The following is a 26,521-nucleotide window of genomic DNA, read 5'->3' on the forward strand; positions in this document are numbered from 1 at the left end:
GTGTGAAAGGAAGGGAAGAATCATGTCAATTCATTTTCATCGGATTCATGAAGCCGAGTGGACAACCGAACCAGTTCAGGCGCGAACGGAAGGTGACCGTCTGATTGTGGAGGCACAGGAGGGCAGTGACTTCTGGGAGAAGACCTTCTATGGTTTCTGCCATCAGAATGGACATGCCATGCTTGCTCCATGGGATGGAACCAAGGCAATCGAAGTATCATTTGATCTGAGTTCATTCACGGAATTATATGATCAGGCAGGGTTAATGCTCTGGCATGGACAGGATCAATGGATCAAGGCGGGGGTTGAAGTAAATGACGGCGTGGCTCATGTAGGGGCGGTCGTAACGGATCGGTTTTCCGATTGGTCGCTTTCTCCTGTACCGGAGTGGGGTGGACGCATCGTTACCATTCGGGCTTCATACCATGACGAAGCCGTAGTTATTCGTGCCCGCACGGATGAGCATCCTTGGCGTACCATTCGGGTCGCGAGGTTTGCCTATCCGACGAACAAGCAAGCAGGCCCGTTTCTCTGTTCTCCGAAGCGTGCCGGGTTCGAGGTTGCGTTTACCAAATGGAAATTGACTGAACCGGATCAGGATCTGCACACTGACCCTCCCATTGCCGATTAATATGGGGTTGGTTGGGAAATGTGACTTTATTGCAACAAACGAAAACAAGCAAGTCTTCCTTGGTGGAGGACTTGCTTGTTTTCGTTTGAATTAGGCAGCACCATGAGGTTAATTTATCAAGCCTTCAACGATTATGGTGAGGCTTATTTGAATTTTTTTCACATGAAGTTGCAATACTGTTGTCGTTTATCCTCAAGGTCTTATTTGCTTGAGTCCGTATCCTTGGAGTCAGATTCGATGCCATCAGCATCCTCTGCACCATCACTTACTTCGTTCAACTCACGCATACGTTCTTCGTAATCATCCAGAAACCATAATGGGTCCATGTTATCTTCCTCGCCATTATAATTAATCAATACTTCTTCGCCGGCTTTGATATCTGTATAAGCATAGAAGTCAAAAGTGTGGTTTTCAAAGTTGATATCATAGGTGGCGTTAGGCTCGTAGGAATGGTTGATCAAACTGCCATAGCCCAGCAGGATAGCCGTATGATTGGCTCCGTATTCGAATACGTAATCTTCGAGAATTGTTTTCTCAACATGTTCGTGGTCTTCATTTGGATAAGGGACAACTGGAGCCTGATGGATCAGCTGGCCTTTTGGAATGTCTACGGTTGCAAATACGCCGCGGTTAAATTCGCCATTACCCAATTTGGATTGTTTCACTTCAATCATGATTTTCACCTGATGCTCTCCAAGAGAGCTCCATTCTTATAGTAGTAAGTCGTTTAAGGAAAAATTTTAACTCATCCATACCTATAAGGCAAATGTCATTGATATCAGTTTGAGTGGATCCGGGGTCAAAACGAAGGACATTTCATCGAAAAATGGTGCTAAATTTACAATAGGGCGTTGAGTTGTGCATGATATAACGCTTATAATATACAAAGAATTAAGTCTATATAGAAAAGGTGTCATGAATGAGCATATTAAATGTCGAAAAATTAAGTCACGGTTTTGGTGACCGTGCTATCTTTAACAACGTTTCTTTCCGCCTCCTGAAAGGCGAACATATTGGTCTGATCGGGGCCAATGGTGAGGGGAAATCTACCTTCATGAACATTATTACAGGTAAACTCCAGCCGGATGAAGGCAAAGTGGAGTGGTCCAAACGTATGCGTGTCGGATATTTGGATCAGCACGCTGTGCTCAGCAAGGGACAATCCATTCGTGATGTCCTTCGTGGAGCATTCCAGTATTTGTTTGACATGGAACAAGAAATGAATGATATGTATGGTAAGATGGGCGATGTAACTCCGGAGGAATTAGAACAGCTGCTGGAGGATGTAGGTACGATTCAGGATACGCTGACTAACCAGGATTTCTACATGATCGATGCCAAAGTCGACGAGACAGCACGCGGTCTGGGTCTAACCGATATCGGTCTGGATAAGGACGTTAACGACCTTAGTGGTGGACAACGTACGAAGGTATTGCTCGCCAAGCTGCTGCTTGAAAAACCGGATATTCTGCTCCTGGATGAGCCTACGAACTATCTGGATGAATTGCACATCGAATGGCTGAAACGCTATTTGCAGGAATATGAGAATGCTTTTATTCTGATCTCGCATGATATCCCGTTCCTGAACAGTGTAATTAACTTGATCTATCACATGGAAAATCAGGATCTCACCCGTTATGTGGGCGATTATAGTCACTTCCAGGAAGTTCATGAGATGAAAAAACAGCAGCTGGAGTCGGCTTATAAGCGTCAACAACAGGAAATTGCTGATCTCAAGGATTTTGTGGCCCGTAATAAGGCGAGTGTGGCTACACGCAACATGGCGATGTCCAGACAGAAGAAGCTGGACAAGATGGATGTCATCGAAATCGCCAAGGAAAAACCGAAACCACAGTTTAACTTCCGTGATGCAAGAACGTCCGGCAAGCTCATTTTCGAAACAAAAGGCCTAGTCATTGGATACAATGAGCCGTTGTCGAGACCACTGGACCTGCGCATGGAGCGTGGTCAGAAGATCGCTCTCGTTGGTGCGAATGGTATCGGTAAAACAACCCTGATGCGCAGCATTCTGGGCGAGATTCCAGCTTTGGAAGGAACCGTTCAGCGCGGTGAACATCTGGAGATTGGATATTTCCAACAAGAGATGAAGGATGCCAACTACAATACCTGTATCGAAGAGATCTGGCAGGAGTTCCCTTCCTATACCCAATTTGAAGTGCGTGCTGCACTCGCAAAATGCGGACTGACTACCAAGCATATTGAGAGCAAGGTTGCGGTACTGAGCGGTGGCGAGAAAGCCAAAGTTCGTCTCTGCAAACTGATCAATAACGAAACAAACCTGCTCGTACTCGATGAGCCGACGAACCATTTGGACGTTGATGCGAAGGAAGAGTTGAAACGCGCACTCAAAGCATACAAAGGCAGCATTCTGCTGATCTCTCACGAACCTGAATTCTATCGTGATGTGGTTACGGAGACATGGAATTGTGAGTCGTGGACAACGAAGGTATTTTAATTTTAGTGCCTGCACTAGAAGAAACATGAACAAGCATACAGAAGACAGCGCCAAGGTTAAATGGACGCTGTCTTTTTGCGTTGCAGAGGTTACTTGTAATGTCTGCCAATTTGATACACTTGCTCCAGCAAGCCTTCAATATGCGTTTTGGATTCGGATATGGTTTCATAGAGAAACTCGACTCGGGATTCCTGCAATCCTGCATAACCAGCGATCCCATTATTCAGATAATTCGAAATCATGTTGTAATAATCGTACTTATGGAATGAAGCCTCCGTTCCTCCAGCTAGTGCAATCCAGAGTGCCTTTTTGGAGTTTGCTTTGTTCAGCAGCCCCATGTTCCATACCTTGTCCAGATAAGCTTTGAGCATGGAAGGAACGTTGTACCACCATACCGGGAAAATAAAGACAATGGCATCAGCCGCGAGCACGCGATCCAGCTCTTTGCGAATTACAGGGGCATGCTGCTTATCGGGATTTTGCCAATCTCGCTCATCTTCTACGCTATATAACGGATCGAATCCATCATGGTACAGATCAAGGATATCAATTTCATGGTGATTCTCCTTCAGACCTTCTATAAAACGATTCATCACGGCAAATGTTAGAGAATCCTGTCTTGGGTGAGTAACGACCAGTTTAATTTTCATGTATGAGTGACTATCCTTTTTCCTTCATTTTTTGGTTTAACGTTCTGACCAATGTTATTATAAGTTTCATGACATCTTATTGAGAAGTACGCACCTTCGAGTGCTGTAGATACCTTAAGGTTCTTCGGTTACTTATAATAATGGATATACATATATGTGATTTAAGGGGGATTCCCAGTGGAGGAACTGAAAAGATATGAGAGTGGTGTGCAGGCAATGCTGGAACTGGTCGGAGGGAAATGGAGGATTCTTATTCTGCATCAACTGATAACAGGTAAAAAACGAACAAGCGAACTTCGCAGAGCTATCCCTGGCATTACTCAGAAGGTCCTTACCCAGCAGCTGCGTGATCTTGAAAAGAATGAAATCATCCATCGAATTATTCATCCCCAGATTCCACCCAAAGTAGAGTATGAGCTGACCGAGTATGGCTTGACACTGCAGGTAATCATCGACCGCATCTGTATGTGGGGAGAGAATCATCTGGACAGAGTATATGGAGATAAAAACAAAGTACTGGAGAATCATTTTAGCGAATATATTCCGCTTTCGACTTTGAACTAAACTGCTCCCAAATCAAAAAACAACAAAAACCTTCCTGAATCGAGGAGGAGGGTATTTGTTGTTTTTTTGTCCTTTATCAGTGAAACTGATAAATACCATAAAATCATCGAAATTGACCCCTACCATTGGGTATGGTAGGTTCAAGAGAGTAGAAATTAATATGATCATTTTAGTAGGAATTAAAATTGACGTAATGCGCGAGGTGGCAAATGGTGGAACTTCAAGTGACAAACAGCCCTTTTAATCAGGAACAGGTTGAGCTGCTCAATCGCCTTATTCCTACATTGAACGATGGACAGAAAACGTGGCTTAGCGGATATCTGACAGCCATTCAGGGATTTGCGGCTGTAGCTGCACCTGCTGGTGTGGAACAACAGCCTGCATCTTCAGCAGGTATTACTCCTGAAAGTGCACCTGTTGCGGTGTCCAGGGAAGTTACGGTACTCTTTGGATCACAAACCGGGAACTCCAGCGGACTATCCAAGAAACTGGCGAAAAAGCTGGAAGAGCAGGGGCTCCAGGTGACCCTGTCGTCAATGGGAGATTTCAAACCGAACGGACTGAAAAAAGTAGAGAATCTTCTCATTATTGTCAGCACACATGGAGAAGGCGAACCGCCGGATAATGCGATTCCGTTGCATGAATTCCTGCATAGCAAACGGGCTCCGAAGCTTGATGGATTGCGGTACTCCGTATTGGCTTTGGGAGATACTTCGTATGAGTACTTCTGTAAGACAGGAAAGGATTTTGACATTCGTTTGCAGGAGCTTGGCGGAACAGCGCTTGTACCACGTGTGGACTGTGATGTTGATTTTGATGAAGCGGCTGCAGAGTGGATGAATGATGTGCTTGCTTCACTTAGCAGTACACCGGCTGCTGCGGGAGTGGTAACCAGTGAAGCGGTTGGAGCCGCAGTAAGTAGCGGTGAATCTGAATTCAACCGGACGAATCCATACAAGGCGGAAGTGCTGGAAAATCTTAACCTGAACGGCAGAGGATCGGACCGTGAGACACGTCATATTGAATTGTCTCTGGAAGGTTCCAATCTGGACTACGAACCGGGTGACAGCCTGGGTGTGTTCCCTGAGAATCATCCACGCCTGGTCGATGAGCTGATTGCAGCCATGGAATGGAATGCAGATGAGCGCGTTACGGTTAATAAAAGTGGAGACCAGGTTTCTGTACGTGAAGCATTATTGCGTTACTTCGAAATTACTGCTGTCACAAGACCCGTTGTGGAGCAGCTGGCAAAGCTGAGCCCGGGTAGCGGGTTGCCCGCTCTGCTCGCAGATGATTCGGAATTCCGGAAAGCCATGAACAGTTGTGATTTGCTGGATCTGGTACAGGATTATGGGCTTAAAGGTATTCCGGCTGCATCGTTCGTAGCTGTGCTTCGTAAAATCCCAGCACGTTTATATTCGATCGCAAGCAGTTCGAAGTCTTTCCCGGATGAAGTTCATCTTACCGTTCGTACAGTACGTTATGAGTCACGGGGCAGAGAGCGCTATGGTGTGTGCTCTGTTCATCTGGCTGAACGAGTCGAATTAGGTGATACATTGCCTGTATTCATTCAACAAAATCCAAACTTCAAACTGCCGGATAACCCGGATGCTCCAATCATCATGATTGGACCAGGTACAGGTGTAGCTCCGTTCAGATCTTTCCTTGGAGAGCGTGAAGAGACGGGTGCAGAAGGCAAGACGTGGCTGTTCTACGGCGATCAGCATTTCTCCACCGATTTCCTCTATCAGACCGAATGGCAGCGCTGGCTCAAGGACGGCGTTCTTACGAAGATGGATGTCGCTTTTTCCCGTGATGCAGAAGAGAAAGTATATGTGCAGCATCGGATGCTGGAGCATAGCAAAGAGCTGTATCAATGGTTACAGGAAGGTGCAGTTATATATATCTGTGGTGACGAGAAACGAATGGCACATGATGTTCATGCTGCACTCGCGACCATTCTTGAACAAGAGGGTGGCCTAACACCTGAACAGGCAGCGGAATATCTGACACGGTTGCAGCAGGAAAAACGTTATCAGCGGGATGTGTATTAATTACAGATCATATGCCGGATAAGGCATCCCGGAGATACGAGAGGAGAAAGCAGCATGACTTATAATAACTTACTTAACCCGCAGCGCACGAACAGTGATGTGGAAGATATAAAGATCAAAAGTGACTACTTGCGTGGAAGTCTGACTGAAACGCTGGCGGATCGGATCAGTGGTGCGATTCCTGAGGACGATAACCGTCTGATGAAACATCACGGCAGTTATATGCAAGACGACCGTGACCTGCGTAATGAGCGGAATAAATCCAAGCTGGAGCCTGCCTATCAATTCATGTTGCGTGTGCGTGCTTCCGGAGGAATTGTTACACCCGAACAGTGGTTGATGATGGATCGTGTAGCGCATAAATATGCGAATGAGACCATTCGTCTGACGACGCGCCAATCATTTCAACTGCATGGTGTGCTCAAATGGGACCTCAAAAATACCATTCGTGAAGTAAACGATTCGTTGCTCAGCACCCTAGCTGCTTGTGGCGACGTGAACCGGAACGTCATGTGTAATCCGAATCCAGACCAATCGGACATTCATGCTGAAGTATATGAATGGGCATGCCAGGTGAGTAATCACCTGGATCCACGGACTCGTGCGTATCATGAGTTGTGGCTGGATGGAGAGAAAATTATCGATTCACAAGACACAGATGAAGAGGTAGAACCGATTTATGGCAAAGTGTATTTGCCGCGTAAGTTCAAAATTGGGATTGCTGTTCCACCATCCAATGATGTAGATGTGTTTTCGCAGGATCTCGGATTTATCGCTATTGTAGAGAACGGCAAGCTGCAAGGCTTTAACGTTTCTGTCGGCGGTGGTATGGGCATGTCTCATGGTGATCCGAAGACTTATCCGCAGGTGTCCAAAGTCATTGGTTTCTGTACACCAGAGCAAATGATTGATGTTGCGGAGAAGACGGTTATGATTCAACGTGATTATGGGGATCGTGCGGTACGTAAGCATGCCCGTTTCAAATATACAATCGATGACCGCGGCCTCGCCTGGTTTGTGGAAGAACTGACGAGTCGTCTCGGCTGGAAGCTGGATGCGGCGCGCGAGTTCCATTTTGAACATAATGGAGATCGTTACGGTTGGGTGAAAGGCAGCAACGGCAGATGGCACTACACCTTGTTCATTCAAAATGGACGTGTGAAGGATGTGGACGGTTATCCGCTCATGACAGGTCTGCGTGAAATTGCCAAAATCCATACTGGAGATTTCCGTCTCACAGCCAATCAGAATCTCATGATCGGGAACATCAGCAGCCAGAAGAAGAAAAAGATTGAGGCACTGATTGAGCAATACAATCTGACCGATGGTGCTCATTACTCGGCGCTTCGCAGAAGTTCTATGGCTTGCGTGGCGCTTCCGACTTGTGGTCTTGCCATGGCGGAATCCGAACGTTATCTTCCATCACTGATCGACAAGCTGGAGCCTGTACTGGACGAAGCGGGGCTGAGAGACGAAGAGATTGTCATTCGTATGACGGGTTGCCCGAACGGCTGCGCGAGACCGATGCTGGCTGAGATCTCGTTTATCGGCAAAGCTCCGGGAAAATACAATATGTATCTCGGTGGAAGTTTTACCGGGCATCGCTTGAACAAGTTGTACAAAGAAAATATTGGCGAAACCGAAATTTTGGATACATTGACTCCAATGGTGAATCAATATGCCAAAGAGCGCAATGATGGTGAGCATTTTGGAGATTTCGTCATTCGTGCCGGTTATGTGCCTGAAGTGCTGGACGGTCAACAGTTTCATGCCTAATTAGATGAATTCGTGAAGAGAAGCATTCCCTAGGGAATTGCTTCTTTGGCGTTTTTGGATCGTTTCTCTTTGGGATTTCTGAACGTGGTAAGGTGAAATCAACTTGTCTTTTACCATTTTTTCGTGAGTCTAAACTTGTTGAAGTACGCCCAACAAGATATAATGACAAAGTAGAAAGCAGATTATATGTTGAAAGTGAGCGGAAACGATATGGGTCGTAAGTGGAATAATATTAAAGAAAAAAAAGCTTCAAAAGATGCAAATACTAGCCGGGTCTATGCTAAATTCGGCGTTGAGATTTATGTAGCTGCCAAGAAGGGCGAACCGGACCCGGAAGCGAACCGCGCACTGAAAGTCGTGCTGGAACGTGCCAAAACGTATAACGTACCCAAAGCAATTATTGACCGTGCCATGGAAAAGGCAAAAGGCAGCGGGGACGAAAATTATGAAGAACTGCGTTATGAAGGATTCGGGCCCAATGGTGCCATGGTTATCGTGGATGCCCTCACCAATAATGTGAACCGTACTGCACCGGAAGTGCGCTCGGCATTTAACAAAAACGCGGGCAATATGGGTGTGAGTGGTTCAGTTGCTTATATGTTTGATCCTACAGCGGTAATCGGGGTAGAAGGCAAAAACTCCGAGGAAGTACTGGAACTTCTGCTTGAAGCAGATGTGGATGTACGTGATATCGTGGACGAAGACGATGCTGTGATCGTATATGCAGAACCGGATCAATTCCACGCTGTACAGGAAGCATTTAAAGCTGCCGGTGTTACTGAGTTTACCGTAGCCGAGCTGACGATGCTTGCGCAAAACCATATTGAACTTCCAGAGGATGCACAAGCTCAGTTCGAGAAACTGATTGATGCGCTTGAAGACCTTGAAGATGTTCAGCAAGTGTATCACAACGTAGAGTTCGTTTAAGCGAACTAAACGATACGTGGTTTGATTGCCAAAAAGAGTGTCTAGCCGATCAACGGATTGGACAGACACTCTTTTTATTGTTCTCCTATGAATCGGATTGCAATGCACCAGGAGATTTTTTCGATTTTGCCGATTTGCTACCGCCAAACTTGAATAACACAATACCGCCCACGATGACAAGAACACCAAGAAGCTGGTTCCACGAGAATGGAATCTGCTCCAGTCCAAGCCATCCCATGGAATCAAACAGCAAGGCGAAACTTAACTGGGATGTAAGTACGATAGAGATCGCAAAGGTGGGACCGAGCAGCTTCATGCCCTGAACGAGACAGAAGACCACCCCAACACCGATAGCTCCGCTAAGCCAATACCAGGGCTGCATATGTTGGAAGCTGAACGTATTTTTGCCCTCCACCACTAGAGAAATCAGAAACGATGCAATAAACCCGGTGAAAAGCACCATCGTTGTCGTGGACCACGAGCCGGTACGTTCATTTACCTTACTATTAAAGATGGTCTGCAGACTGACAAGAGAACCTGCCAGTAACGCTAGTAAAATACCTGTAATGATCATAGGATAGAGATCTCCTTATTCATAGATGTTGTGACCCGCCACTTCTGCCAGACCTGCCCGATCTTTGACCATAATAAAGCCCTGATTCCGCATGATTAATCCATCTGCACACAGCTTCTGAATCACCCGATTCAAATGCCGATAACTCGTACCGATCAGATTCGCGATATCTGTCAAATTAAAGGCGTCCAGTTCTTCGTGGACAACAGTCCCCGCTTCTTCGGTAGAGATGGAGAGCAGATAGCTGGCTAATCGAACCTCGACCGGATACATCAGGTTGAAGTTGGAGAAGTTCGAATCAATGTAAAACTTGTGGGAAATAATTTTGAGTAAAAATTTCAACAGGGGTGCGTAATCGCTAGCGAGTTCAACTAACCATTGATAATGAATGCGTAGCATCACGACAGGTGAGACCGCTTGTACGGTGTTCACGATGTTACTCTCCCGAACGTACTCAATATCACCAACCACTTCAAGCGGTGTTTTAAAACAAAGAACGAGTGTTTTATCCTGTGGTGAGGTCGTGAAGATTTTGACTTTCCCCTCGACCAGCACATATAAATATTCGGATGTTTCGCCTTCACGGCAGATTAATTCACACTTCTCGAAGTGGCATAACGTCATATGCGGACGCAGGGGCTGGTGAAATACCGATTCGAGTTGATATTGTTTTAAATAGTGCAATAATTGATGCTCATTCTGAAACTCTTCCATAACGTCTTTCACCCCCGACTATATACTCGACCAGCTACAGCTTCATAATAATGACGCCCGTAACCATTAATGCTATACCCAGAAATTGCGGTAGTTTCATTTTCTGCTTCACAACACCAAACCATCCGTTACTGTCGACCAGAAAGGTCAGGAAAAGCTGTGCAATCAACAGGGCGGAGATCGTAAAAGTTACCCCAATTTGCTGGATTGCTGTGACTTCACTGAAAATAATCACTGCACCAAACGCGCCTCCCGCCAGGTACATGGGCTTCACTTGCTTCAATCCTTGCAGGTTGATGTCCCGCACGAATACAAGGATCAGAGCCGCCAGAATGAACCCGGTGAGTTGGGTAATGGTTGCGGCTTGCCAGGTGCCCATGTCCGTACTGATTCGGGTATTGGCAACCCCTTGCAGGGTAATGCATGCACCGCCTAATAGTGCAAAAATAATTCCTCTCATGGTTGTACTCTCCTTGTCGCGTCATTACTTCTTCGATTTCTATTAAATGATATATCCACTCGAAAAGCCAAGGACAAATGTCCTCAGCTCAGAAGTTATAGCATTTAGAGTACATTAAACCCTCTACAAAATCCAGACAGGACTCAGGATGGCTCGTCATTCTGAAGATCACAATACTTGAAACACCGGTTGCTCACCAATAAAATGAACAGGCAATTCCGGGAAAGCTGTAGCCAATCTTTCAGACAAAAGCTTCATTCCGGAAGCCTCACTCTCGGCATGGCCGATCATAAGAAGAGCCTTTTGTTTTCCTTGCTGCACAGCATCTCGTATGTACTCCGGTGTCTCCCATTCGAATCCTTCACCTGCGATAATCAGATCCAGCTCTTCCTGTTGAAGCAGAGGAATGGTCAGATTGCCGTTGCCTCGAAAACCTACAAGCACTGCTGCTTGTCTGCATACCAACCTTGGATCACCAGCCAGGCGTATATATTCGATTCCAAGCGAACGTTTAATATGTTCTGCAATAAGCTGAACTGTCATTCCTTCCGGAAAGGATAGAATGTCAGCTTCCGGTTTACGCTGTACCACATAAGGGGACCATCCTAATGCCTGAACCAATCCTTCCGTAATGCCATCCGGTTGAAAGCGGTGAATTGCATCATGGCAACGATAGATCGCAATTCCACCATTATCGATTAGCGTTCTCTTGGTTTCATAGACCGGATCATCAGCCAGCCAATCGGTATGGCTATGATGGTTATAGAAGGGAGGTTCATGAGCGATAATTAGATTAGCTCCACGCTTTATGGCGTGCTCAATCACATGTTGTGTAGGCATAAAAGTTACAAAAACGCCTGTGACCGTTTGGTTGGGTGAACCCGTAATCAGTTGATCCACGGTGTGTTCAGGTAACTCAACATTTTCCGTGAGATGTTGTATAATGTCTTGAATCGTTATGTTCATAGGTATAATTCCTCCAGTGACAGGATATAGGATTAGTTTACCATTTTGAAGTAAGAACGGCACTTTAGATTAGACTTGCTAGATAGGGGAAAAGAGGTTATACTAACCAAAAGAAACGGAATGAACGTTCATTCCTAAAATAAGGAGGGATAGATTCATGGCTAAAGGCAGCAAAAAAGATGATATTTATGCAGCTGCTTTAACGCTTTTTGCCCAACGGGGGTTCGATGCAACAACCATGCCGATGATTGCGGATTCGGCTCAGGTAGGAGCGGGAACCATATATCGATATTTTACGAATAAAGAAGTATTGTTGAATGAACTCTTTCAGAAAAGTATCAAGGAGTTCCTTGATGCCTTGAGGCAAGGCTTTCCGGATAAACCCATTTCCGTACGTGAGCAGTTTCATCATATATTCCGTGGATTGTTTAAGTTCGCTGAGTCCAACCCGGATCGGCTAAAGTTTATTAACTCTACTGGTAATGCACTGCATTTTCACGATGAAAGCAAGGAAAGCGTCAATGAATTTATGGGGTTTCTGAATGAATGCATCCATAAGGGGCAGCAGCAGGGAGCTATTCTTATGTTGCCGACAGAAGCGTTAATGAACATTGTCTACGGTGCTTCTATGCATTTGTTTGAACACTTTAACAAAGGTCTTTTGGAAGCAACGCCGGAGTTAATGAACCAGCTTGAGGAGTGCCTGTGGAATGCCATTAGAGTCCATTGATTCTATTGGCCTTTTTTACAACATAAACGGAATGAATGTTCATTCCTATACTAGACATAAGGTGTGTGAGGATAAAGTATGAGTAAACTTAGAAACCCCAGAACGCTTTCCTTGATTTTATGGATACTTATTACCGTAGTTTCTGTAATGACGATGCCTGATTTTGGTCAGCTGGTCAAAGAAAAAGGAGAAATTTCAATTCCTGAAACGGCTCAGAGCCAAATTGCAGCTACGATGATGAAAGACATGGATAAGGATAGTGGGAATACCTATTCAATCATCGCTGTATTTAACAGTGGAGAAGGTGCACAGGCATTAACCAAGCAGCAGAAGACGGAAATCGAATCTGTTTTGTCCAACCTGAAAAATCAGGAAAAACAACTGAATATAGAGACGCTCACAACCCATCTGGATGGTGAAGAGCAAGCTGATCGACTTATATCCGAGGACGAAACCACGATTTTAACCCAAATCACAGTCACTAAGGATGAGGATATTCCCCTTTCGGAAGTGGTGAGTCAGTTACATGAGGCGACAGCCATCTCAGATGTGAATACATATCTGACAGGAGCAGATCTGATTGGTGATGACTTTGGCAAATCGATTGAGGATGGGGTACAGAAAACAGAAATTATCGCGGTTATTTTTATCCTCGTTATTTTGATTATTATTTTCAGATCACCGATCATTCCCGTTATCTCACTGCTTACGGTGGGTATATCATATGTTGTTTCATTAGCGATTGTGGGTCATCTTGTAGACATGTTTAACTTTCCGTTCTCTAACTTTACCCAAGTGTTTATGGTTGTGATTTTGTTTGGGATCGGTACGGATTACAATATTTTGTTATACACCAGATTTAAGGAAGAGTTAAGCAGACAGGGCGGGGATGTACTTCTCGCAACCAAAACGACGTTTAGAACGGCAGGACGTACTGTGTTATATAGTGGTATTGCTGTATTCATCGGATTCCTTGCTCTGATGCTCGCCAAGTTTCAGTTGTACCAGGCAACCTCTTCAGTGGCATTTGCAGTAGCGGTTCTCATTGTCGTGCTCAATACGTTGAATCCATTTTTCATGGTTGTATTAGGCAAAAAGATGTTCTGGCCATCGAGGAAATTTGAAGGTCACGCAGATAGCCGCTTATGGGGATTTTTGTCTCGGAACGCGGCAAGTAGACCTGTTCTTGCAATCTTTTTTGTTGCCGTAATCAGCATTCCGTTTTTGTTCAGCTACAGTAACCGGCTTAGTTATAATGATCTGTTTGAGGTCAATAACAATTATACATCCAAACAGGGAATTAATCTGATCATGGATCATTACCCACCAGGTTTCTCTGCCCCAACCACACTGGTTGTACAATCCAAGCAGTCGATGGATAACCAAACGTTTTTAAAAGCACTGGATGATCTGACGGATAAAGTATTCAAAATGGATGGTGTGTCCGTAGTTTATAGCGTTACCCGACCAACCGGAACAAAAATTAAGGAATTGTATATCAATGATCAGGCGGATGAGCTTAATCAAGGTATTGGGAAAGCGAACAATGGATTAGGCACCATCAACGAAGGATTATCTTCTGCTGCAGGCCAATTGCAATCTTCCAATGATCTGAGTGATGTGCAGCAGCTGATTGATGGTACAAGCCAGTTGCAAGAAGGAGTGTCAGCTCTGGGGAAAGCCATGAATCAGGTGACAGTCGGGTTGAACGATGGGAGGAAAGGCGCAGATACATTGAAAAATGGCCTGGCTACCCTCAGAGAAAAAGTAGATATACTATCTAAAGGTACAACTGAGTTGCATCAAGGATATGCTGATCTTGAACAGGGACTAGGTTCGTTCAGAGATACTTTTAATAGTATGAAAACAGCAATTCAGGGTGCACTAGATGCCTACGCTCAAATCGAAAGTAGTATGACAAGACTCATTACGAATCATCCTGAGTTACAGCAGGAAGAAGATGCGGTACAAATCATCGGCATTACCCAGGCGGCTCAAAGTGATCTGAACAAGTTATACACACAGATGGACCCGCTGATGGTGCAGTACAATGGTGCTCTGGGTTCATTCAAGGAAGCGAACAAAGCCCTGGCTCAGGTTAACCAAGGTTTAACTCGGGTGACTTCGGGTGTGGGTCAACTTGAAGGTGGAGCCGGAGAGTTATCTGCAGGTCTGGTTAATGGTGCAAGTGGCAGCAAGCAGATCGCTGGGAAAACGTCTGAAGTTGGAAAAGGACTAGTACAAATTAATCAAGGACAAAATCAGTTATTGACCGGTCTGAACGATTTGCAAGCGAAGATGGGTGAATTGAAATCGGGACTCACCGCAAGTACAGAAGGGCTTACAGATGTTTCCAAAGGTCTTGGGGATGCAGAGGAGTATTTGGGCAATCTGGGACAGTCCGATGCAGCCAAAAGTTTCTATATTCCTGAAGAGGTATTAACAGGAGAGGAGTTCCAAGCATCGCTAGATACTTATATGTCTGATGACCGGAAGACTGCGGAAATATCCATCATTTTAACAGACAATCCTTACTCTAAAGAGGCGATGGATGTTGTCCAAAATCTGAGCAACCAACTGAACACAGCCCTTGTTGGTACGGATTTGAGCGAAGCCAAAGTGGCGCTTGGTGGGGTGCCTTCACAAAATCTTGATCTACAAAAATTAGCTGGAGGTGACCTGAGCAGAACTTCCATGATTATGTTGATTGGGATTGGGCTCATTCTTCTGGTAATCATTCGTTCATTCTGGCAGTCCGTAATCATTGTTGGCTCGTTGTTCCTGACGTATTACGTTGCGCTTGGTCTGAATGAATTGTTAGTAGTGGGGCCGCTTAACGTGGATTATCTGAGTTGGAACGTTCCTTTCTTCAGTCTGATTATGATCGTTACACTTGGCGTGGACTACAGCATTTTCCTCATGATGAGATATCGCGAGATTGAAGGTGATCCGGTTCATAAAATCACGGAGGCTTCCCGCAATATCGGAGGAGTCGTCATCTCTGCCGCTGTTATTTTGGGAGGTACCTTTGCTGCCCTGATTCCTTCCGGTGTAGTTACATTGATTGAAGTTGCTATATCTGTCATCATTGGATTGGTATTACTCAGTTTTGTGATGCTCCCAATCTTGTTACCCGCTTTGATCAGTCTATTGCATAAGTTAGCGAATTGGGGATCTAAATCAGATGAAAATAAATAATTAATATTAATCTATGCTTAGCTAACGACTCCTGATCAATATATGTCAGGGGTCGTCTTTACTATTTCCTATAAAATAGAATTAAAGAGTTCAAGCTGGTTAGTATAATCGAACAAACGTAATAAAGATGTAACGATGCTGGATTCATATAGTTTTCTCGTACAAGAAAAAGTATACTTACATAGAGTCTTTATCTAGATGAAATGGAGTATCCATTCTAACCTACACTGAACATTCAGTTAAGTATAAGTCTTAATTCTGATGAAGAGATCCGACTTAGAAGGGCGATGATTACATGACAGCCAGTACCATTATGGAACGTCTGAAGAGTGAGACAGCTCATTATCACAGACAAGTGGAACAGAACGAGTATGCCAAGGCTATTATGAATCAAACCGTTAGCTTGGTAGAGTATAAGAAATATCTGGAGAAATTTTACGGGTTCCTGAAACCATTGGAAGAACAAGCTGTACAGCAGCCTTTCTGGGAAAGCACGGGACTGGATATCGGGATTAGAGGAAAAGCAAATTTGCTTGAAAATGACCTGCGGAATCTGGGCGCCAGTGAAGAGGAAATCAGACAGGTTCCTTTATGTAAGGATCTTCCTGATATATCGACACCAGCAAGGTTATTCGGTTATTTATATGTCATTGAAGGATCTACGAACGGAGGTCAGATCATGACCAAACGTTTGTCGCAGTTCCTGCCGATTGAAGCAGATCGGGGGTTGGAATATTTTAATGCCTACGGTACGGAAACCAGAACGAGATGGGCAGAGTTCACGGAACTACTGCGTCAATCCATCACGGGGGAAGAAGATCACGACATCATGGTGCACACGGCTTCGGAAACATTCCGATTACTTGATCAATGGATCAATACAAATACGGATAATCTGTAAGTTGAAAATAGAGTTATCACATCATGAGAGGGGATTTTTCAGGCTATGCCCGAATCGAAGTCCAAGAAAGAAAATAATTTGCTTAACCGTACATTGCTTAATCAGGGTACGTACACCAATGATCCAATTGATCTAAACAATTGCGACAAAGAACCCATTCATATCCCCGGCTTCATTCAACCTCATGGTGTGCTCTTGGCTGTGAGCACCAACAATATACCGACTATTGTACAATGCAGCCAAAATACGGAGGAACATCTCGGTCTTACTACGCAAGAGGTGCTGGGCCTTCCACTCGAACATCTGATTGGCAAGGATAATATAAGGCAGGTACTGGCACGCACCTTCAGTGCATCTGTAACATCAGACCTGCAATATATGGATCTCACGATTAACGTATCTGGAAATGAGCAGGTCTTCACTTCTGTCATTCATGAGAGTGAAGGCCTGTTAATTTTGGAAATGGAGCCTTCCTATGAAAAAGGAAATATGGAAGGGAATGATTTTGAGTGGATTTCCAGCTTCTTCAGCCGACTTAAAAGTACTGATAATCGGGTGGAAACGAGTCAAGTAGCAGCCGAACAAGTGAAGGAAATGCTCGGGTATGACCGGGTTATGATCTATGAATTTGACGAACAATGGAATGGAAAGGTCATCGCGGAAGCACGTGAGGAAGAGCTCGAACCGTTTCTAGGGCACCATTATCCAGCGTCAGATATTCCCAAACAGGCACGCGAGTTGTACCTGCGTAATTGGTTGCGCACCATCGTGAACGTAAATTATAAGCCAGTGGAGATCGTGCCCTTGCTTCAACCCTTGACGGGCAAACCACTTAATCTGAGCTTGTCGGTTCTGCGTAGTGTATCCCCGTTGCATATTGAGTATTTGCAGAACATGGGTGTCGGAGCAACCGTAACCATCTCTCTGATTCATGACAACCAACTATGGGGCCTGATTACATGTCATCATTATTCAGCCAGATATATACCTCATCGTGTTCGGAATTTGTGTAACTTCCTGGGTTCATTCTTCTCAAGTGAACTGTTTCAACGTCAGCAGCTGGATGAATATCAGGCTGAAATCAGGTCACGTGAAGCGGCTACCCAAATTGCCAATATTTTTATTGGGAATACAAGCCCAGTGAGGATTATTGAGGAATTGCAGGGCGAAGAGCAGACCTTATTGAGTTTGATGGATGCTTCGGGAGCTGCGATCTGTTATCAGGACAAGCTGCTGTTATATGGCGATACGCCGGCACGAGAGCAAGTACGGGAATTGGCTGCATGGCTAGCGGGCAAGTCGGTAGATTACAGTTATCACACCTCCAAGCTGAGTTTGGAGTATGATCCTGCTAAAGCTTACAAGGAAAAAGCATCGGGTATTGTTTATGTGGCCATATCCCCTGGGCAGCATCATTATATCATCTGGTTCCGGCCTGAAGTGGTTCAGCTTGTGGATTGGGCAGGTGATCCAGCCAAAGCCGTGATCAAAACCGATGATGGCATGCGTCTGTCCCCCCGAAAATCCTTCGAGAAATGGAGAGAGATTGTCCAATCGACCTCCTACCTGTGGACAACGAAGGAGCTGAATGTGCTTCCATTGCTCAAAAGCATCGTACGCCGTCAAACGGAGAACCAGCTTGTTCAGGCAGAGGAGCAGGCGTTGCAGAATGCACGTATTTTGCGTCAAAATGAGCAGCGCTACTTACAGTTGATGGAGTTTTCCCCGGTGGCGTTTTTTACGTTGACGGACGGGTTCGTTATTTATTGCAATAACAAGGCAGCTGAATTGCTTGGCTATGAAAATTCTAAAAATCTCATCAGCAAGGACTTCAGGGAATTTGTACCTGATAAGACGAAAACGATTTTGCAGCAAAACCTGGAGGAACTGAAGCTCAATAATACGCGTCTGTTTACTAACCAGGCGTACTTCACCACAGCAACGGGCACGTCCCTGCTGCTTGAGATTACACTGGCTTCTGTTACACATGCAGGCAAACCCTCAGTGATGGTCCTTCTGAACGGTGGCGCATCGAATCATGATCAGGATCATTATACGGAGACAACCAGTCAGCTCCAGAACTATCTCAATACAGATCCGTTAACAGACATGCCGCTTCAAACCATATTCCAATCTCAACTTCAGGATGATTGGAATGAATGTTTGCAGGAGAAATGCAGTTTGGGACTGTTTATTATAGATATCGATGATTTCCGTTCATATAATGCATCTTATGGACTTCAAGGTGGCGATCTTTGCCTGCAGTGGATTGGAGAAGTGCTGGCGGTGGTCAGTGAGCAGAATGATGCCATCATCTCCCGTCTTCGGGGAGGAACCTTCATGTTGAAACTGAAGAATGCAACATCAGAACGTTCAGCGGAGCTTGCCGAAGAAATCAGACAACATGTGCTTGCACTTCAAATTCAGAGAGATCTGTCCAGCCCGAGTGACGTGGTCACTGTTAGCGTTGGCGGTGCGGTAATGGTTCCTGAAGAAAAGCTGATGATGTCGAATCTGATTGAAAAAGCCAGTCAGGCCCTTGCTCAAGCCAAGAGTGACGGAAAAAATCGGGCTATCATGGTTTGATACGAGGTTTTACTAGCCTTACTGTAAAGGGTGCAGCAAAATGGTATAGAGGGAAGGCATTTAAACTGGATATCAGTTTGAATGTCTTTCTTTTTTCTGCTAATTAGGAAAGTATTATTTTCATCACCGCAGGCACAGGACAAGTGTTATAATGATGAATATGGATACACTTGTTCGTATTCACACGCAGAGGACGGTGAAACGGAATTCAATGAAAGAGGATTCAAGACAACTGGAATTTATGGAGATAGATCTGAGCGAAGAGCCTATCACAGCGGCAGTCCCGGTTCCTGATCGTTCAACGATTGTCCGTGCTGATTTTGATATAAGATTACCTGGCGGCATATTGTCTTCTGAGAAAAGGTTTGTAGAGGAAGCAAGGCAACTCATTGAAGTGGAAGGGGAGCAGGCACCCTTTGTTCCTTTTATGAGTTATTGGCCGACTTATGGTGTAATGAACGAACCCCAGCGCAAGTGGTATATGTATTGGAGGACGGAAGTCCGGCAAGGACGTTTCCCTGATACGGATCTGTCCTATCTGTTTGTTCATATTTATGAGCTGATAAACGGAATTGGTTGGCAGGAACCTGAGGAAGGTTACGACCAATTAAAAGAACTATGGATCAACTATCGTGAACGGCTTCCGCAGTTGGATGTGTACATGCAGGATTGGATTATTGATTATGATCTAGTCCATGAGTTGAACATGTCATTATCCGAGATGGTGGAGCTTTCGAGTGGTTATCTTCCACCGGAGATTCTGGATATGGAATTGCAACGGCTGTTGAGCAGCAATATATCGGATATCTCGCTGAAGTTGTTACAAAGATATTATGACTACGACATTACGCTCAGTAAATTTTACAGAGATGGCGGTATGAAGGTTCTGGAACAGTACATTCCCCGAGTTATGGTTTTGGTGGATTCTTATCTACTGCGTACACGCAAGGCAGGCATATTGGATCAGTTTGAGTTAAATCATGAAAGGACTATCGAACGTACGCTGTTTCGAAAAGCTGTATATGACGAATCCATTTATGGAAAATCGGTTCAAATGACATATGTTCCGATTGGAGAGCATGCAGATTTTGTCCAGTTTGTAACCCGAGTTTTTCGATGCACGGAAAATAAATGCCGTGAACTGCTCGGTTTCAGAGGGCGACTTCGTGGAAAGACGCTTGAACCTGAGCTTGCAAACGTGATTGAACGTTATCTGGACAAGGCCTTTGCAATCGAGCAAATGCCAGTTGTAGAGCAACCGATAGTCCGGATTGATGCAGAGAAACTTGCTTCGCTGCAAAAGGAAAGCGAATATGTGCGCAGAGCACTCATGATCGAAGAAAATCATACCTCCGAAGATGAGGATGCAAACAATGTGAGCAGCCTACCCACTACCGTGATCCAGAATTCAACGGAAGAAGCTGAAAGTGCTAAGCAGTCTAACCAACAGGAGGTTGACGTTGAGGGAGCGCTTAATACTGATGGAGGACAAGAAAACGGGATTAACGAGCCATTATCATTACAATGGGAGGCGGATTTTTCTGCTGATCTGGATGAAGAGTGGATACAGTTTTCTGAAATGCTATCTCAGCAGCATGTACAGGCAATTCACGCCTTGCTTGGCGTCAACCCGGATACGGAGCTGATGCGGGTGGCTGAGCAATACGGCACGATGCCTACACTCCTGTTGGATGAAATTAATGATATGGCCATGGAAACGATTGGTGACCTTTTGATTGAAGGTGATCGGATGGTTTCGGATTATATAAATGTGTTTGAACATGTGAAGAGGTGATTGGGCAGTGGCAGAACTTAAAATACCGAAGCGGCTGACTACCGCACTAGTGAATTCGTTGACAGCTGGCGTTGTGCCACGAATCGGACTGGAGCAGATTGCTGTTGGTCGGAAGTCTGAAGTGGACGCGATCTTGCGGGATATGGACAACATTGGGGAAGGCGGGGCAGCTTTTAAGCTGATTACAGGAAGGTATGGAAGCGGAAAAAGTTTTCTGTTACAGATGATTCGGAACTATGCGATGGATCGGGAATTCGTTGTGGCGGACGCCGACTTGTCACCTGAGCGCAGACTGGTGGGAACCAAAGGTCAGGGGCTTGCAACATACCGTGAGCTGATGACTCGTCTGTCTACTCGTACACGTCCGGATGGCGGGGCACTGGAACCGATTTTGCAAAAATGGATCGCTGGTCTTCAGCAGCAAGCGATGCAAAGTCAGGGCTTGCGCCCGGATGATCCGGCTCTTCCTGCTGAAGTCGAGAAGCAAATCTATGCGGTGACGAACGAAATGCAGAATATGGTGCATGGATTCGATTTTGCCAAGGTGCTTGCTTCATACTGGAACGGCTATAAATTGGCGGATGATGACCGCAAACAGGCGGCGCTGCGCTGGTTGAGAGGCGAATTTGCAACCAAGACGGAAGCCAAGAAAGAGCTAGCTGTCGGCGTCATCATTGATGATGATAACTGGTATGACTACTTCAAATTATGGTCCGAATTTACGGCACGGATCGGTTACAAAGGACTGCTGTTGTTCATAGATGAAGCGGTGAATCTGTACAAAATTACAAACAGCATATCCCGGCAAAGCAACTACGAGAAGCTGCTTACCATGTTCAATGATACGATGCAGGGCAAAGCAGAACACCTTGGTATCTTTGTAGGCGGCACACCACAATTTGTGGAAGATGAAAGACGCGGACTCTTCAGTTATGAAGCACTTCGTTCGAGACTCATTGATGGCCGCTATGCGGCAAGAGAATATGCGAATTACACAGGACCGATCCTGAAACTTTCGATGTTGTCCCATGAAGAGATTTTGATTCTGTTGCAGAAGCTGCGTCAGATACATGCCCTGCATTTTGGATATAGTGCTAGTCTAACAGACGAGGATTTAGTTGATTTTATGCAAACAGCGGTCAACAGGCTCGGCGCGGATGAGTTACTGACCACACGTGAAGTGGTACGGGACTTCATGGATGTGCTGCACACGCTCCATCAGAATCCTGAAGTGACCTATGTTCAATTGCTTGGTGAGCGAGCAGTCAAACCGCAGGAAGCAGGAAAAGGAACGGATTCTTCATCTGCTGATGATTTGGATGATTTTCTGGCGGAGTTTGAATTATGAGTGAGAACCCTTTCTATCGACTGGCACCTTTTGTACAGGAATTTATTTATAAAAAAAGATGGGAATCACTTCGGCCTGCCCAGATTGAAGCTTGCAACATTTGTTTTCATACCCCACATCATATGCTGATTGCGGCAGGTACAGCCTCCGGCAAGACGGAGGCGGCTTTTTTTCCTGCACTGACCGAGCTGCATGAACGGCCCTCCAAATCCGTGGGCATCTTGTACATCGGGCCACTTAAGGCGCTGATTAATGACCAATTCGAGCGACTAAAGGACCTACTGTCCGAGGGTAATATTCCGGTATGGCACTGGCATGGAGATGTGCCTCAGGCAGAGAAAACACGTCTCATGCGAAGTCCATCCGGTGTGCTTCAGATTACGCCTGAATCGCTCGAAGGTTTGCTGATGAATCGTCCCAATGCCATTCCGGCGCTATTTCATGATCTGCGATATGTCATCATTGACGAGGTTCATGCATTCATGGGAGCGGATCGAGGCATTCAGGTACTGAGTGAGCTGGCGCGAATTGAACGTATGGCTGGATGTAAACCGAGAAGAGTGGGATTATCTGCGACACTAAGTGATTATGATGCTGCTACAGCCTGGCTCGCTGCTGGAACTAATCAGGGGGTGGATGTGGTTTCTTCCCCCGGTGGTCGCAAGCTGCGTTTGCGGGTGGAGCATTTTTCGTTTCCAGATGCACGGGATGAAGAACAGGCGGAACATCTGCTTAACGCACGTAAAGTCTATTACGACTTCATCTATGAGAGTACACATCGCAAAAAAGCTTTGATATTCACCAATAGTCGAACGGATGCCGAAGTCACTATACTTGAGATGCGGCGTGTCGCCGCACGGAGACAGGAGCGGGACGTATTCCATGTTCATCATGGGAGCATTTCCGCCATGTTGAGAGAAGAGACCGAAGCCGCCTTACGAACCGGATCAGGGCCAGCGGTAGCTGCGGCTACCGTAACGTTGGAACTGGGGATTGACCTGGGTGAACTGGAGCGAGTTGTGCAGCTTGGAGCACCTTATAGTGCATCGAGCTTTGTTCAGCGCCTTGGACGGTCAGGCAGGCGTGAGGATATGGCTTCCGAGATGCTATTTGTATGTCCGGAAGAAGAGGATGAGGAAGCTCAATTGCCTGCTCGGATGCCATGGACACTCATGCGGGCTATTGCTGTTATTGAATTGTATGTAAAGACCAAGTGGGTTGAACCACTTGAGGCCCGGAAGATGCCGATGGGTGTGCTCTATCATCAGACGATGAGCATACTGAAAAGCATGGGGGAGGCTGAACCCAAAGAATTGGCTGAGGCCATGCTTTCGCTCGCACCATTCAAGGAGATTCGTGCAGATCAATATCAGATTTTTCTAAATTATCTGATTGAGACTGATCATCTGCAATGGACAGAAGATCGGACTTTAATCATCGGGCTTACGGGTGAGAAAACCGTCAATAACTATCGCTTTTATGCGGTGTTCAAAGATGATGAAGAGCACAAAGTGCTGAACGGTTCCGAGGAGATCGGGTCGATTACAACCGTGCCGCCTCCTGGATACTGTTTCTCTCTTGCCGGGAAACTGTGGAAAGTGGAAGAGGTCGATCACAAGCATAAATCTGTGTATGTGAAGGCGGCCAAAGGCAAAGTGGATACGTTATGGCTGGGTGCGGGTGGGGACATTCATACGACGGTCGTCCAGAAAATGCGTGAAGTACTGTCCGACACGGTGATATATCCGTATCTGTCTCCGCAAGCGGTAAATCGATTGGAACGCGCCCGTCGACTTGCACGTGAAAGTGGGTTGCTGAAACAGGTTGTCATTCCAGCTGGAGGAGATTCCTTGTATGTATTACCTTGGGTGGGAAGCAAGTCTTTCCGCACACTGGAACGTTTAATGAAGCACAATTTGTCTGACAAACTTGCCTTGCGATCTGTTGTACCTATGGAGCCTTATTATTTTGTCGTGTCAGGCAAAGTGGATGGTCGCACACTTTTGGCCGAGATCATGAGTGAATGTCGAACAGCGGAAGACGCATCTACGTTACTTTCAGAAGATGAAGCACCGTATCTTGGTAAATACGATGAATTTGTGGCTCCTCCTTTGATCCGAGAGGCCTTTGCAGTGGATGGATTGGATTTAAATGGTCTCAAAGAAGGATTGCAGCAAACGTTAACATGGGATTCTTCATCTATAAAATGACGTAATAACGTATGTCTTTTGTTTTTAATTTGAATTTAAAAAATTTAAATTGTGAATCAGGGTTGACACCACCTCACCTGCCATGTAATATATGAAAAGTCGTCACACACGAATCGCAAACAACAAATGCATATTTCATTTCGTATAACCTCGCAGGCCGAAAGTGTACACAGGGCGAGGGTCTCTACGGGAAGCCTATACTTCCTAACTACGATGCCAGGAATCATTGTATTCCTTGCTCGTAGTTAGGATTTTTGCATTTGGATGGTGTCTGTGACCTTGGCATGGATCAAACATGCGGACGCATTTTTCGATCATCAGGAGGTTTATCTACAATGAAATATTATCTGTCCGTTCTCGCAGGAGCGATGAGCTATGGCATATTATCCACAATTGTGGTTCTGGCTTACGGCGAAGGGTACAAACTTGGAGAGGTCGTGGGCACACAGCTGATCACGGGCTTCATCCTGTCCTGGATGCTGGCATTATACTCGAAGTTTAGAATGAAACGGAAATCACAGGCAGATGGAAAAACATCAGCTGCCGTGGCAAAAGCATTTCAGAAATTAACGTGGAAGCAACGTTTGATATTGATGGCTGCAGGGACGCCGACGGTGATTACCGGTCTTGTCTATTATCAGTCTTTACGATACATTCCCGCGTCACTTGCCATTATTCTTTTGTTCCAATTTACGTGGATTAGCGTATTGATTCAGGCCGTGAGCAAACGTCAGCGTCCTGACAAAGTAACGTTCCTGACTTTGATTATCCTGTTTGGCGGAACATTGCTGGCAGCAGGTTTCCTGGAACAGGGACTCGGAGAGTTTAACGGCTTGGGCATAGCGCTTGGCTTAATGGCGGCTGTAAGTTACTCCCTGTTTGTAATGTTCAGTGGTAAAGCGGTTCCATCAGCACATCCGGCTTTTCGCAGTGCATGGATGGTGACCGGAGGTCTGGTCTTGCTGTGCATCCTGTTCCCGCCGACGTTCCTGTTTAACGGATTGATTTGGAGCCAGCTGCTTGTCTTCGGATTGTTGCTTGGCTTCTTCGGAGCTTTTATCCCACCAGTACTGTTCGCAGTAGGTGTGCCTCATATTGGGGGCGACATGGCCGGAATTCTTGGTGCAGTTGAGCTCCCAATCGCGGTGCTGCTCTCAGCCATTGTGCTTCACGAGCATGTGAGCCCATTGCAATGGATCGGGGTTATTGTGGTGCTAATTGGTGTAGCACTGCCAGAGATCTATAAGTTACGGATGAGACGAAGTCGAAATACACCTCTATATTCCTGAGTGGAATTAGATAGAATGATAAAGACAATAGCTATAACTGAAAGAGCCTGAGTGATTCAGGCTCTTTTTTTGATGAATATATTTATTGGGCTAAGTGACGTCCCATCGATATGGCCCATTCGAGTCATTTTCAATTTTAACCGGATGGGGTATGCTGAAGAAGAGTTGCAATAGAATGGGAACATAGACAGAGGAGCGTTGAGATGAAAAGCTGGATTAGCAAAACCTGGCCTTGGCTTACGCTGGGAATTACTGTAGTTGTGCTGCTTGGATCTTTTATGGTGTATTTTATGGGCAAGGACATGTCCCCAGGCTCAGGAAGTGCCGTAACGGCCAAAGCCGAGACGCCGGAGGACTTGAAGGGATATGAAGTTGTTAATGTTAACGTAAGCAATGACGGTTTTGAACCTGATGTTATTGAAGTTAAATCCGGAGTCCCTACCAAAATCAACTTTATTCTTACCCGGCAGGTCACACACGTTAAATCTGTGGCATCAAGTAAGCTGGGCATGGATATGTACATGCAAAAGGGTGATAATTACTACACCTTGGACAAAGATCTCCAGCCTGGGGAATATGAAATTCACTGTGGCATGTACATGATTTACGGAACGGTTAAGGTCATATAGTGGACAGGAGCAAAGATTCAATTGAAGAATCTTTGCTCCTCTT

The 26,521-nt window shown here is 45.5% G+C and carries 21 protein-coding genes; 15 read left to right on the forward strand and 6 right to left on the reverse strand.

Annotation, left to right across the window (positions count from 1 at the left end; genetic code table 11):
- The first annotated feature begins 22 nt into the window (after nt 1-22).
- Nucleotides 23-631 (forward strand): DUF1349 domain-containing protein, encoded by a 609-nt coding sequence (locus BLV50_RS03425; RefSeq protein WP_079694442.1) that lies wholly within the window; start codon nt 23-25, stop codon nt 629-631.
- A 200-nt stretch (nt 632-831) separates the two neighbouring features.
- Here BLV50_RS03425 and BLV50_RS03430 read toward each other — a convergent pair whose 3' ends face one another.
- Nucleotides 832-1,305, reverse strand: a complete 474-nt coding sequence (locus BLV50_RS03430) for an SET domain-containing protein (protein ID WP_063563624.1) — start codon at nt 1,303-1,305, stop codon at nt 832-834.
- A 245-nt stretch (nt 1,306-1,550) separates the two neighbouring features.
- Here BLV50_RS03430 and BLV50_RS03435 point away from each other — a divergent pair, with 245 nt between their 5' ends.
- A complete protein-coding gene (locus BLV50_RS03435) occupies nt 1,551-3,107 on the forward strand; it encodes an ABC-F family ATP-binding cassette domain-containing protein (protein ID WP_063563476.1) in 1,557 nt (518 codons plus the stop codon).
- An 89-nt stretch (nt 3,108-3,196) separates the two neighbouring features.
- On the opposite strand, the gene BLV50_RS03440 is transcribed toward BLV50_RS03435, so the two are convergent.
- Complete coding sequence (locus BLV50_RS03440; RefSeq protein ID WP_090805880.1) at nt 3,197-3,757, reverse strand: NAD(P)H oxidoreductase; 561 nt, start codon at nt 3,755-3,757, stop codon at nt 3,197-3,199.
- Nucleotides 3,758-3,973: 216 nt separating this feature from the next.
- On the opposite strand from BLV50_RS03440, the gene BLV50_RS03445 reads away from it, so the two are divergent.
- From BLV50_RS03445 to BLV50_RS03465, 4 genes are all read left to right on the forward strand, one after another.
- A complete protein-coding gene (locus tag BLV50_RS03445) occupies nt 3,974-4,321 on the forward strand; it encodes a winged helix-turn-helix transcriptional regulator (RefSeq protein ID WP_090807444.1) in 348 nt (115 codons plus the stop codon).
- A gap of 212 nt (nt 4,322-4,533) precedes the next feature.
- Entirely contained in the window at nt 4,534-6,375 is a 1,842-nt protein-coding gene (locus tag BLV50_RS03455) for an assimilatory sulfite reductase (NADPH) flavoprotein subunit (protein WP_090805883.1), read from the forward strand.
- A 54-nt stretch (nt 6,376-6,429) separates the two neighbouring features.
- Complete coding sequence (gene cysI / locus BLV50_RS03460) at nt 6,430-8,151, forward strand: assimilatory sulfite reductase (NADPH) hemoprotein subunit (protein WP_063563481.1); 1,722 nt, start codon at nt 6,430-6,432, stop codon at nt 8,149-8,151.
- Nucleotides 8,152-8,361: 210 nt separating this feature from the next.
- A complete protein-coding gene (locus BLV50_RS03465) occupies nt 8,362-9,078 on the forward strand; it encodes a YebC/PmpR family DNA-binding transcriptional regulator (protein ID WP_064640900.1) in 717 nt (238 codons plus the stop codon).
- 85 nt (nt 9,079-9,163) lie between these two features.
- On the opposite strand, the gene BLV50_RS03470 is transcribed toward BLV50_RS03465, so the two are convergent.
- The 4 genes from BLV50_RS03470 to BLV50_RS03485 form a co-directional block, all read right to left on the reverse strand.
- The gene (locus BLV50_RS03470) at nt 9,164-9,649 is read right to left on the reverse strand and encodes a DMT family transporter (RefSeq protein ID WP_063563626.1); all 486 of its coding nucleotides are present in this window, start codon (nt 9,647-9,649) and stop codon (nt 9,164-9,166) included.
- 18 nt (nt 9,650-9,667) lie between these two features.
- A complete protein-coding gene (locus BLV50_RS03475) occupies nt 9,668-10,366 on the reverse strand; it encodes a Crp/Fnr family transcriptional regulator (protein WP_090805885.1) in 699 nt (232 codons plus the stop codon).
- A gap of 34 nt (nt 10,367-10,400) precedes the next feature.
- A complete protein-coding gene (locus BLV50_RS03480; protein WP_024633836.1) occupies nt 10,401-10,826 on the reverse strand; it encodes a DMT family transporter in 426 nt (141 codons plus the stop codon).
- A gap of 168 nt (nt 10,827-10,994) precedes the next feature.
- Complete coding sequence (locus tag BLV50_RS03485; RefSeq protein WP_072732619.1) at nt 10,995-11,792, reverse strand: Nif3-like dinuclear metal center hexameric protein; 798 nt, start codon at nt 11,790-11,792, stop codon at nt 10,995-10,997.
- Nucleotides 11,793-11,949: 157 nt separating this feature from the next.
- Between BLV50_RS03485 and BLV50_RS03490 the strand changes: the two genes are divergently transcribed.
- From BLV50_RS03490 to BLV50_RS03530, 9 genes are all read left to right on the forward strand, one after another.
- Nucleotides 11,950-12,522: a TetR/AcrR family transcriptional regulator gene (locus BLV50_RS03490; RefSeq protein ID WP_090805887.1), complete on the forward strand. Its 573-nt coding sequence runs from the start codon at nt 11,950-11,952 to the stop codon at nt 12,520-12,522.
- A gap of 78 nt (nt 12,523-12,600) precedes the next feature.
- Nucleotides 12,601-15,720, forward strand: coding sequence for an MMPL family transporter (locus BLV50_RS03495; protein WP_090805890.1), 3,120 nt, complete (start codon nt 12,601-12,603; stop codon nt 15,718-15,720).
- A 295-nt stretch (nt 15,721-16,015) separates the two neighbouring features.
- Nucleotides 16,016-16,621, forward strand: coding sequence for a biliverdin-producing heme oxygenase (locus tag BLV50_RS03500; protein WP_090805892.1), 606 nt, complete (start codon nt 16,016-16,018; stop codon nt 16,619-16,621).
- A 45-nt stretch (nt 16,622-16,666) separates the two neighbouring features.
- Nucleotides 16,667-19,207 (forward strand): diguanylate cyclase domain-containing protein, encoded by a 2,541-nt coding sequence (locus BLV50_RS03505; protein WP_090805894.1) that lies wholly within the window; start codon nt 16,667-16,669, stop codon nt 19,205-19,207.
- A 154-nt stretch (nt 19,208-19,361) separates the two neighbouring features.
- Entirely contained in the window at nt 19,362-21,002 is a 1,641-nt protein-coding gene (locus tag BLV50_RS03510; protein WP_218135358.1) for a TerB N-terminal domain-containing protein, read from the forward strand.
- A gap of 7 nt (nt 21,003-21,009) precedes the next feature.
- A complete protein-coding gene (locus tag BLV50_RS03515; protein WP_090805899.1) occupies nt 21,010-22,350 on the forward strand; it encodes an ATP-binding protein in 1,341 nt (446 codons plus the stop codon).
- A complete protein-coding gene (locus BLV50_RS03520; RefSeq protein WP_090805902.1) occupies nt 22,347-24,560 on the forward strand; it encodes a DEAD/DEAH box helicase in 2,214 nt (737 codons plus the stop codon). The genes BLV50_RS03515 and BLV50_RS03520 overlap by 4 nt, the downstream gene beginning before the upstream one ends.
- Nucleotides 24,561-24,895: 335 nt before the next feature.
- Entirely contained in the window at nt 24,896-25,849 is a 954-nt protein-coding gene (locus BLV50_RS03525; RefSeq protein ID WP_064638771.1) for an EamA family transporter, read from the forward strand.
- Nucleotides 25,850-26,052: 203 nt separating this feature from the next.
- Nucleotides 26,053-26,478, forward strand: coding sequence for a cupredoxin domain-containing protein (locus BLV50_RS03530; protein ID WP_063563492.1), 426 nt, complete (start codon nt 26,053-26,055; stop codon nt 26,476-26,478).
- Nucleotides 26,479-26,521 lie beyond the last annotated feature (43 nt).

This window comes from Paenibacillus sp. 276b (assembly GCF_900107875.1).
Lineage (GTDB): Bacteria > Bacillota > Bacilli > Paenibacillales > Paenibacillaceae > Paenibacillus > Paenibacillus marchantiae.

What these genes read in the sequence shown, in the direction of transcription:
- BLV50_RS03425 (WP_079694442.1), top strand. Translation starts at nt 23, where the DNA reads ATGTCAATTCATTTTCATCGGATTCATGAAGCCGAGTGGACAACCGAA.
- BLV50_RS03485 (WP_072732619.1), bottom strand. Translation starts at nt 11,792, where the DNA reads ATGAACATAACGATTCAAGACATTATACAACATCTCACGGAAAATGTT.
- BLV50_RS03520 (WP_090805902.1), top strand. Translation starts at nt 22,347, where the DNA reads ATGAGTGAGAACCCTTTCTATCGACTGGCACCTTTTGTACAGGAATTT.
- BLV50_RS03475 (WP_090805885.1), bottom strand. Translation starts at nt 10,366, where the DNA reads ATGGAAGAGTTTCAGAATGAGCATCAATTATTGCACTATTTAAAACAA.
- BLV50_RS03510 (WP_218135358.1), top strand. Translation starts at nt 19,362, where the DNA reads ATGAATATGGATACACTTGTTCGTATTCACACGCAGAGGACGGTGAAA.
- BLV50_RS03465 (WP_064640900.1), top strand. Translation starts at nt 8,362, where the DNA reads ATGGGTCGTAAGTGGAATAATATTAAAGAAAAAAAAGCTTCAAAAGAT.
- BLV50_RS03430 (WP_063563624.1), bottom strand. Translation starts at nt 1,305, where the DNA reads ATGATTGAAGTGAAACAATCCAAATTGGGTAATGGCGAATTTAACCGC.
- cysI (WP_063563481.1), top strand. Translation starts at nt 6,430, where the DNA reads ATGACTTATAATAACTTACTTAACCCGCAGCGCACGAACAGTGATGTG.
- BLV50_RS03445 (WP_090807444.1), top strand. Translation starts at nt 3,974, where the DNA reads ATGCTGGAACTGGTCGGAGGGAAATGGAGGATTCTTATTCTGCATCAA.
- BLV50_RS03500 (WP_090805892.1), top strand. Translation starts at nt 16,016, where the DNA reads ATGACAGCCAGTACCATTATGGAACGTCTGAAGAGTGAGACAGCTCAT.
- BLV50_RS03495 (WP_090805890.1), top strand. Translation starts at nt 12,601, where the DNA reads ATGAGTAAACTTAGAAACCCCAGAACGCTTTCCTTGATTTTATGGATA.
- BLV50_RS03435 (WP_063563476.1), top strand. Translation starts at nt 1,551, where the DNA reads ATGAGCATATTAAATGTCGAAAAATTAAGTCACGGTTTTGGTGACCGT.
- BLV50_RS03490 (WP_090805887.1), top strand. Translation starts at nt 11,950, where the DNA reads ATGGCTAAAGGCAGCAAAAAAGATGATATTTATGCAGCTGCTTTAACG.
- BLV50_RS03440 (WP_090805880.1), bottom strand. Translation starts at nt 3,757, where the DNA reads ATGAAAATTAAACTGGTCGTTACTCACCCAAGACAGGATTCTCTAACA.
- BLV50_RS03480 (WP_024633836.1), bottom strand. Translation starts at nt 10,826, where the DNA reads ATGAGAGGAATTATTTTTGCACTATTAGGCGGTGCATGCATTACCCTG.
- BLV50_RS03525 (WP_064638771.1), top strand. Translation starts at nt 24,896, where the DNA reads ATGAAATATTATCTGTCCGTTCTCGCAGGAGCGATGAGCTATGGCATA.
- BLV50_RS03530 (WP_063563492.1), top strand. Translation starts at nt 26,053, where the DNA reads ATGAAAAGCTGGATTAGCAAAACCTGGCCTTGGCTTACGCTGGGAATT.
- BLV50_RS03505 (WP_090805894.1), top strand. Translation starts at nt 16,667, where the DNA reads ATGCCCGAATCGAAGTCCAAGAAAGAAAATAATTTGCTTAACCGTACA.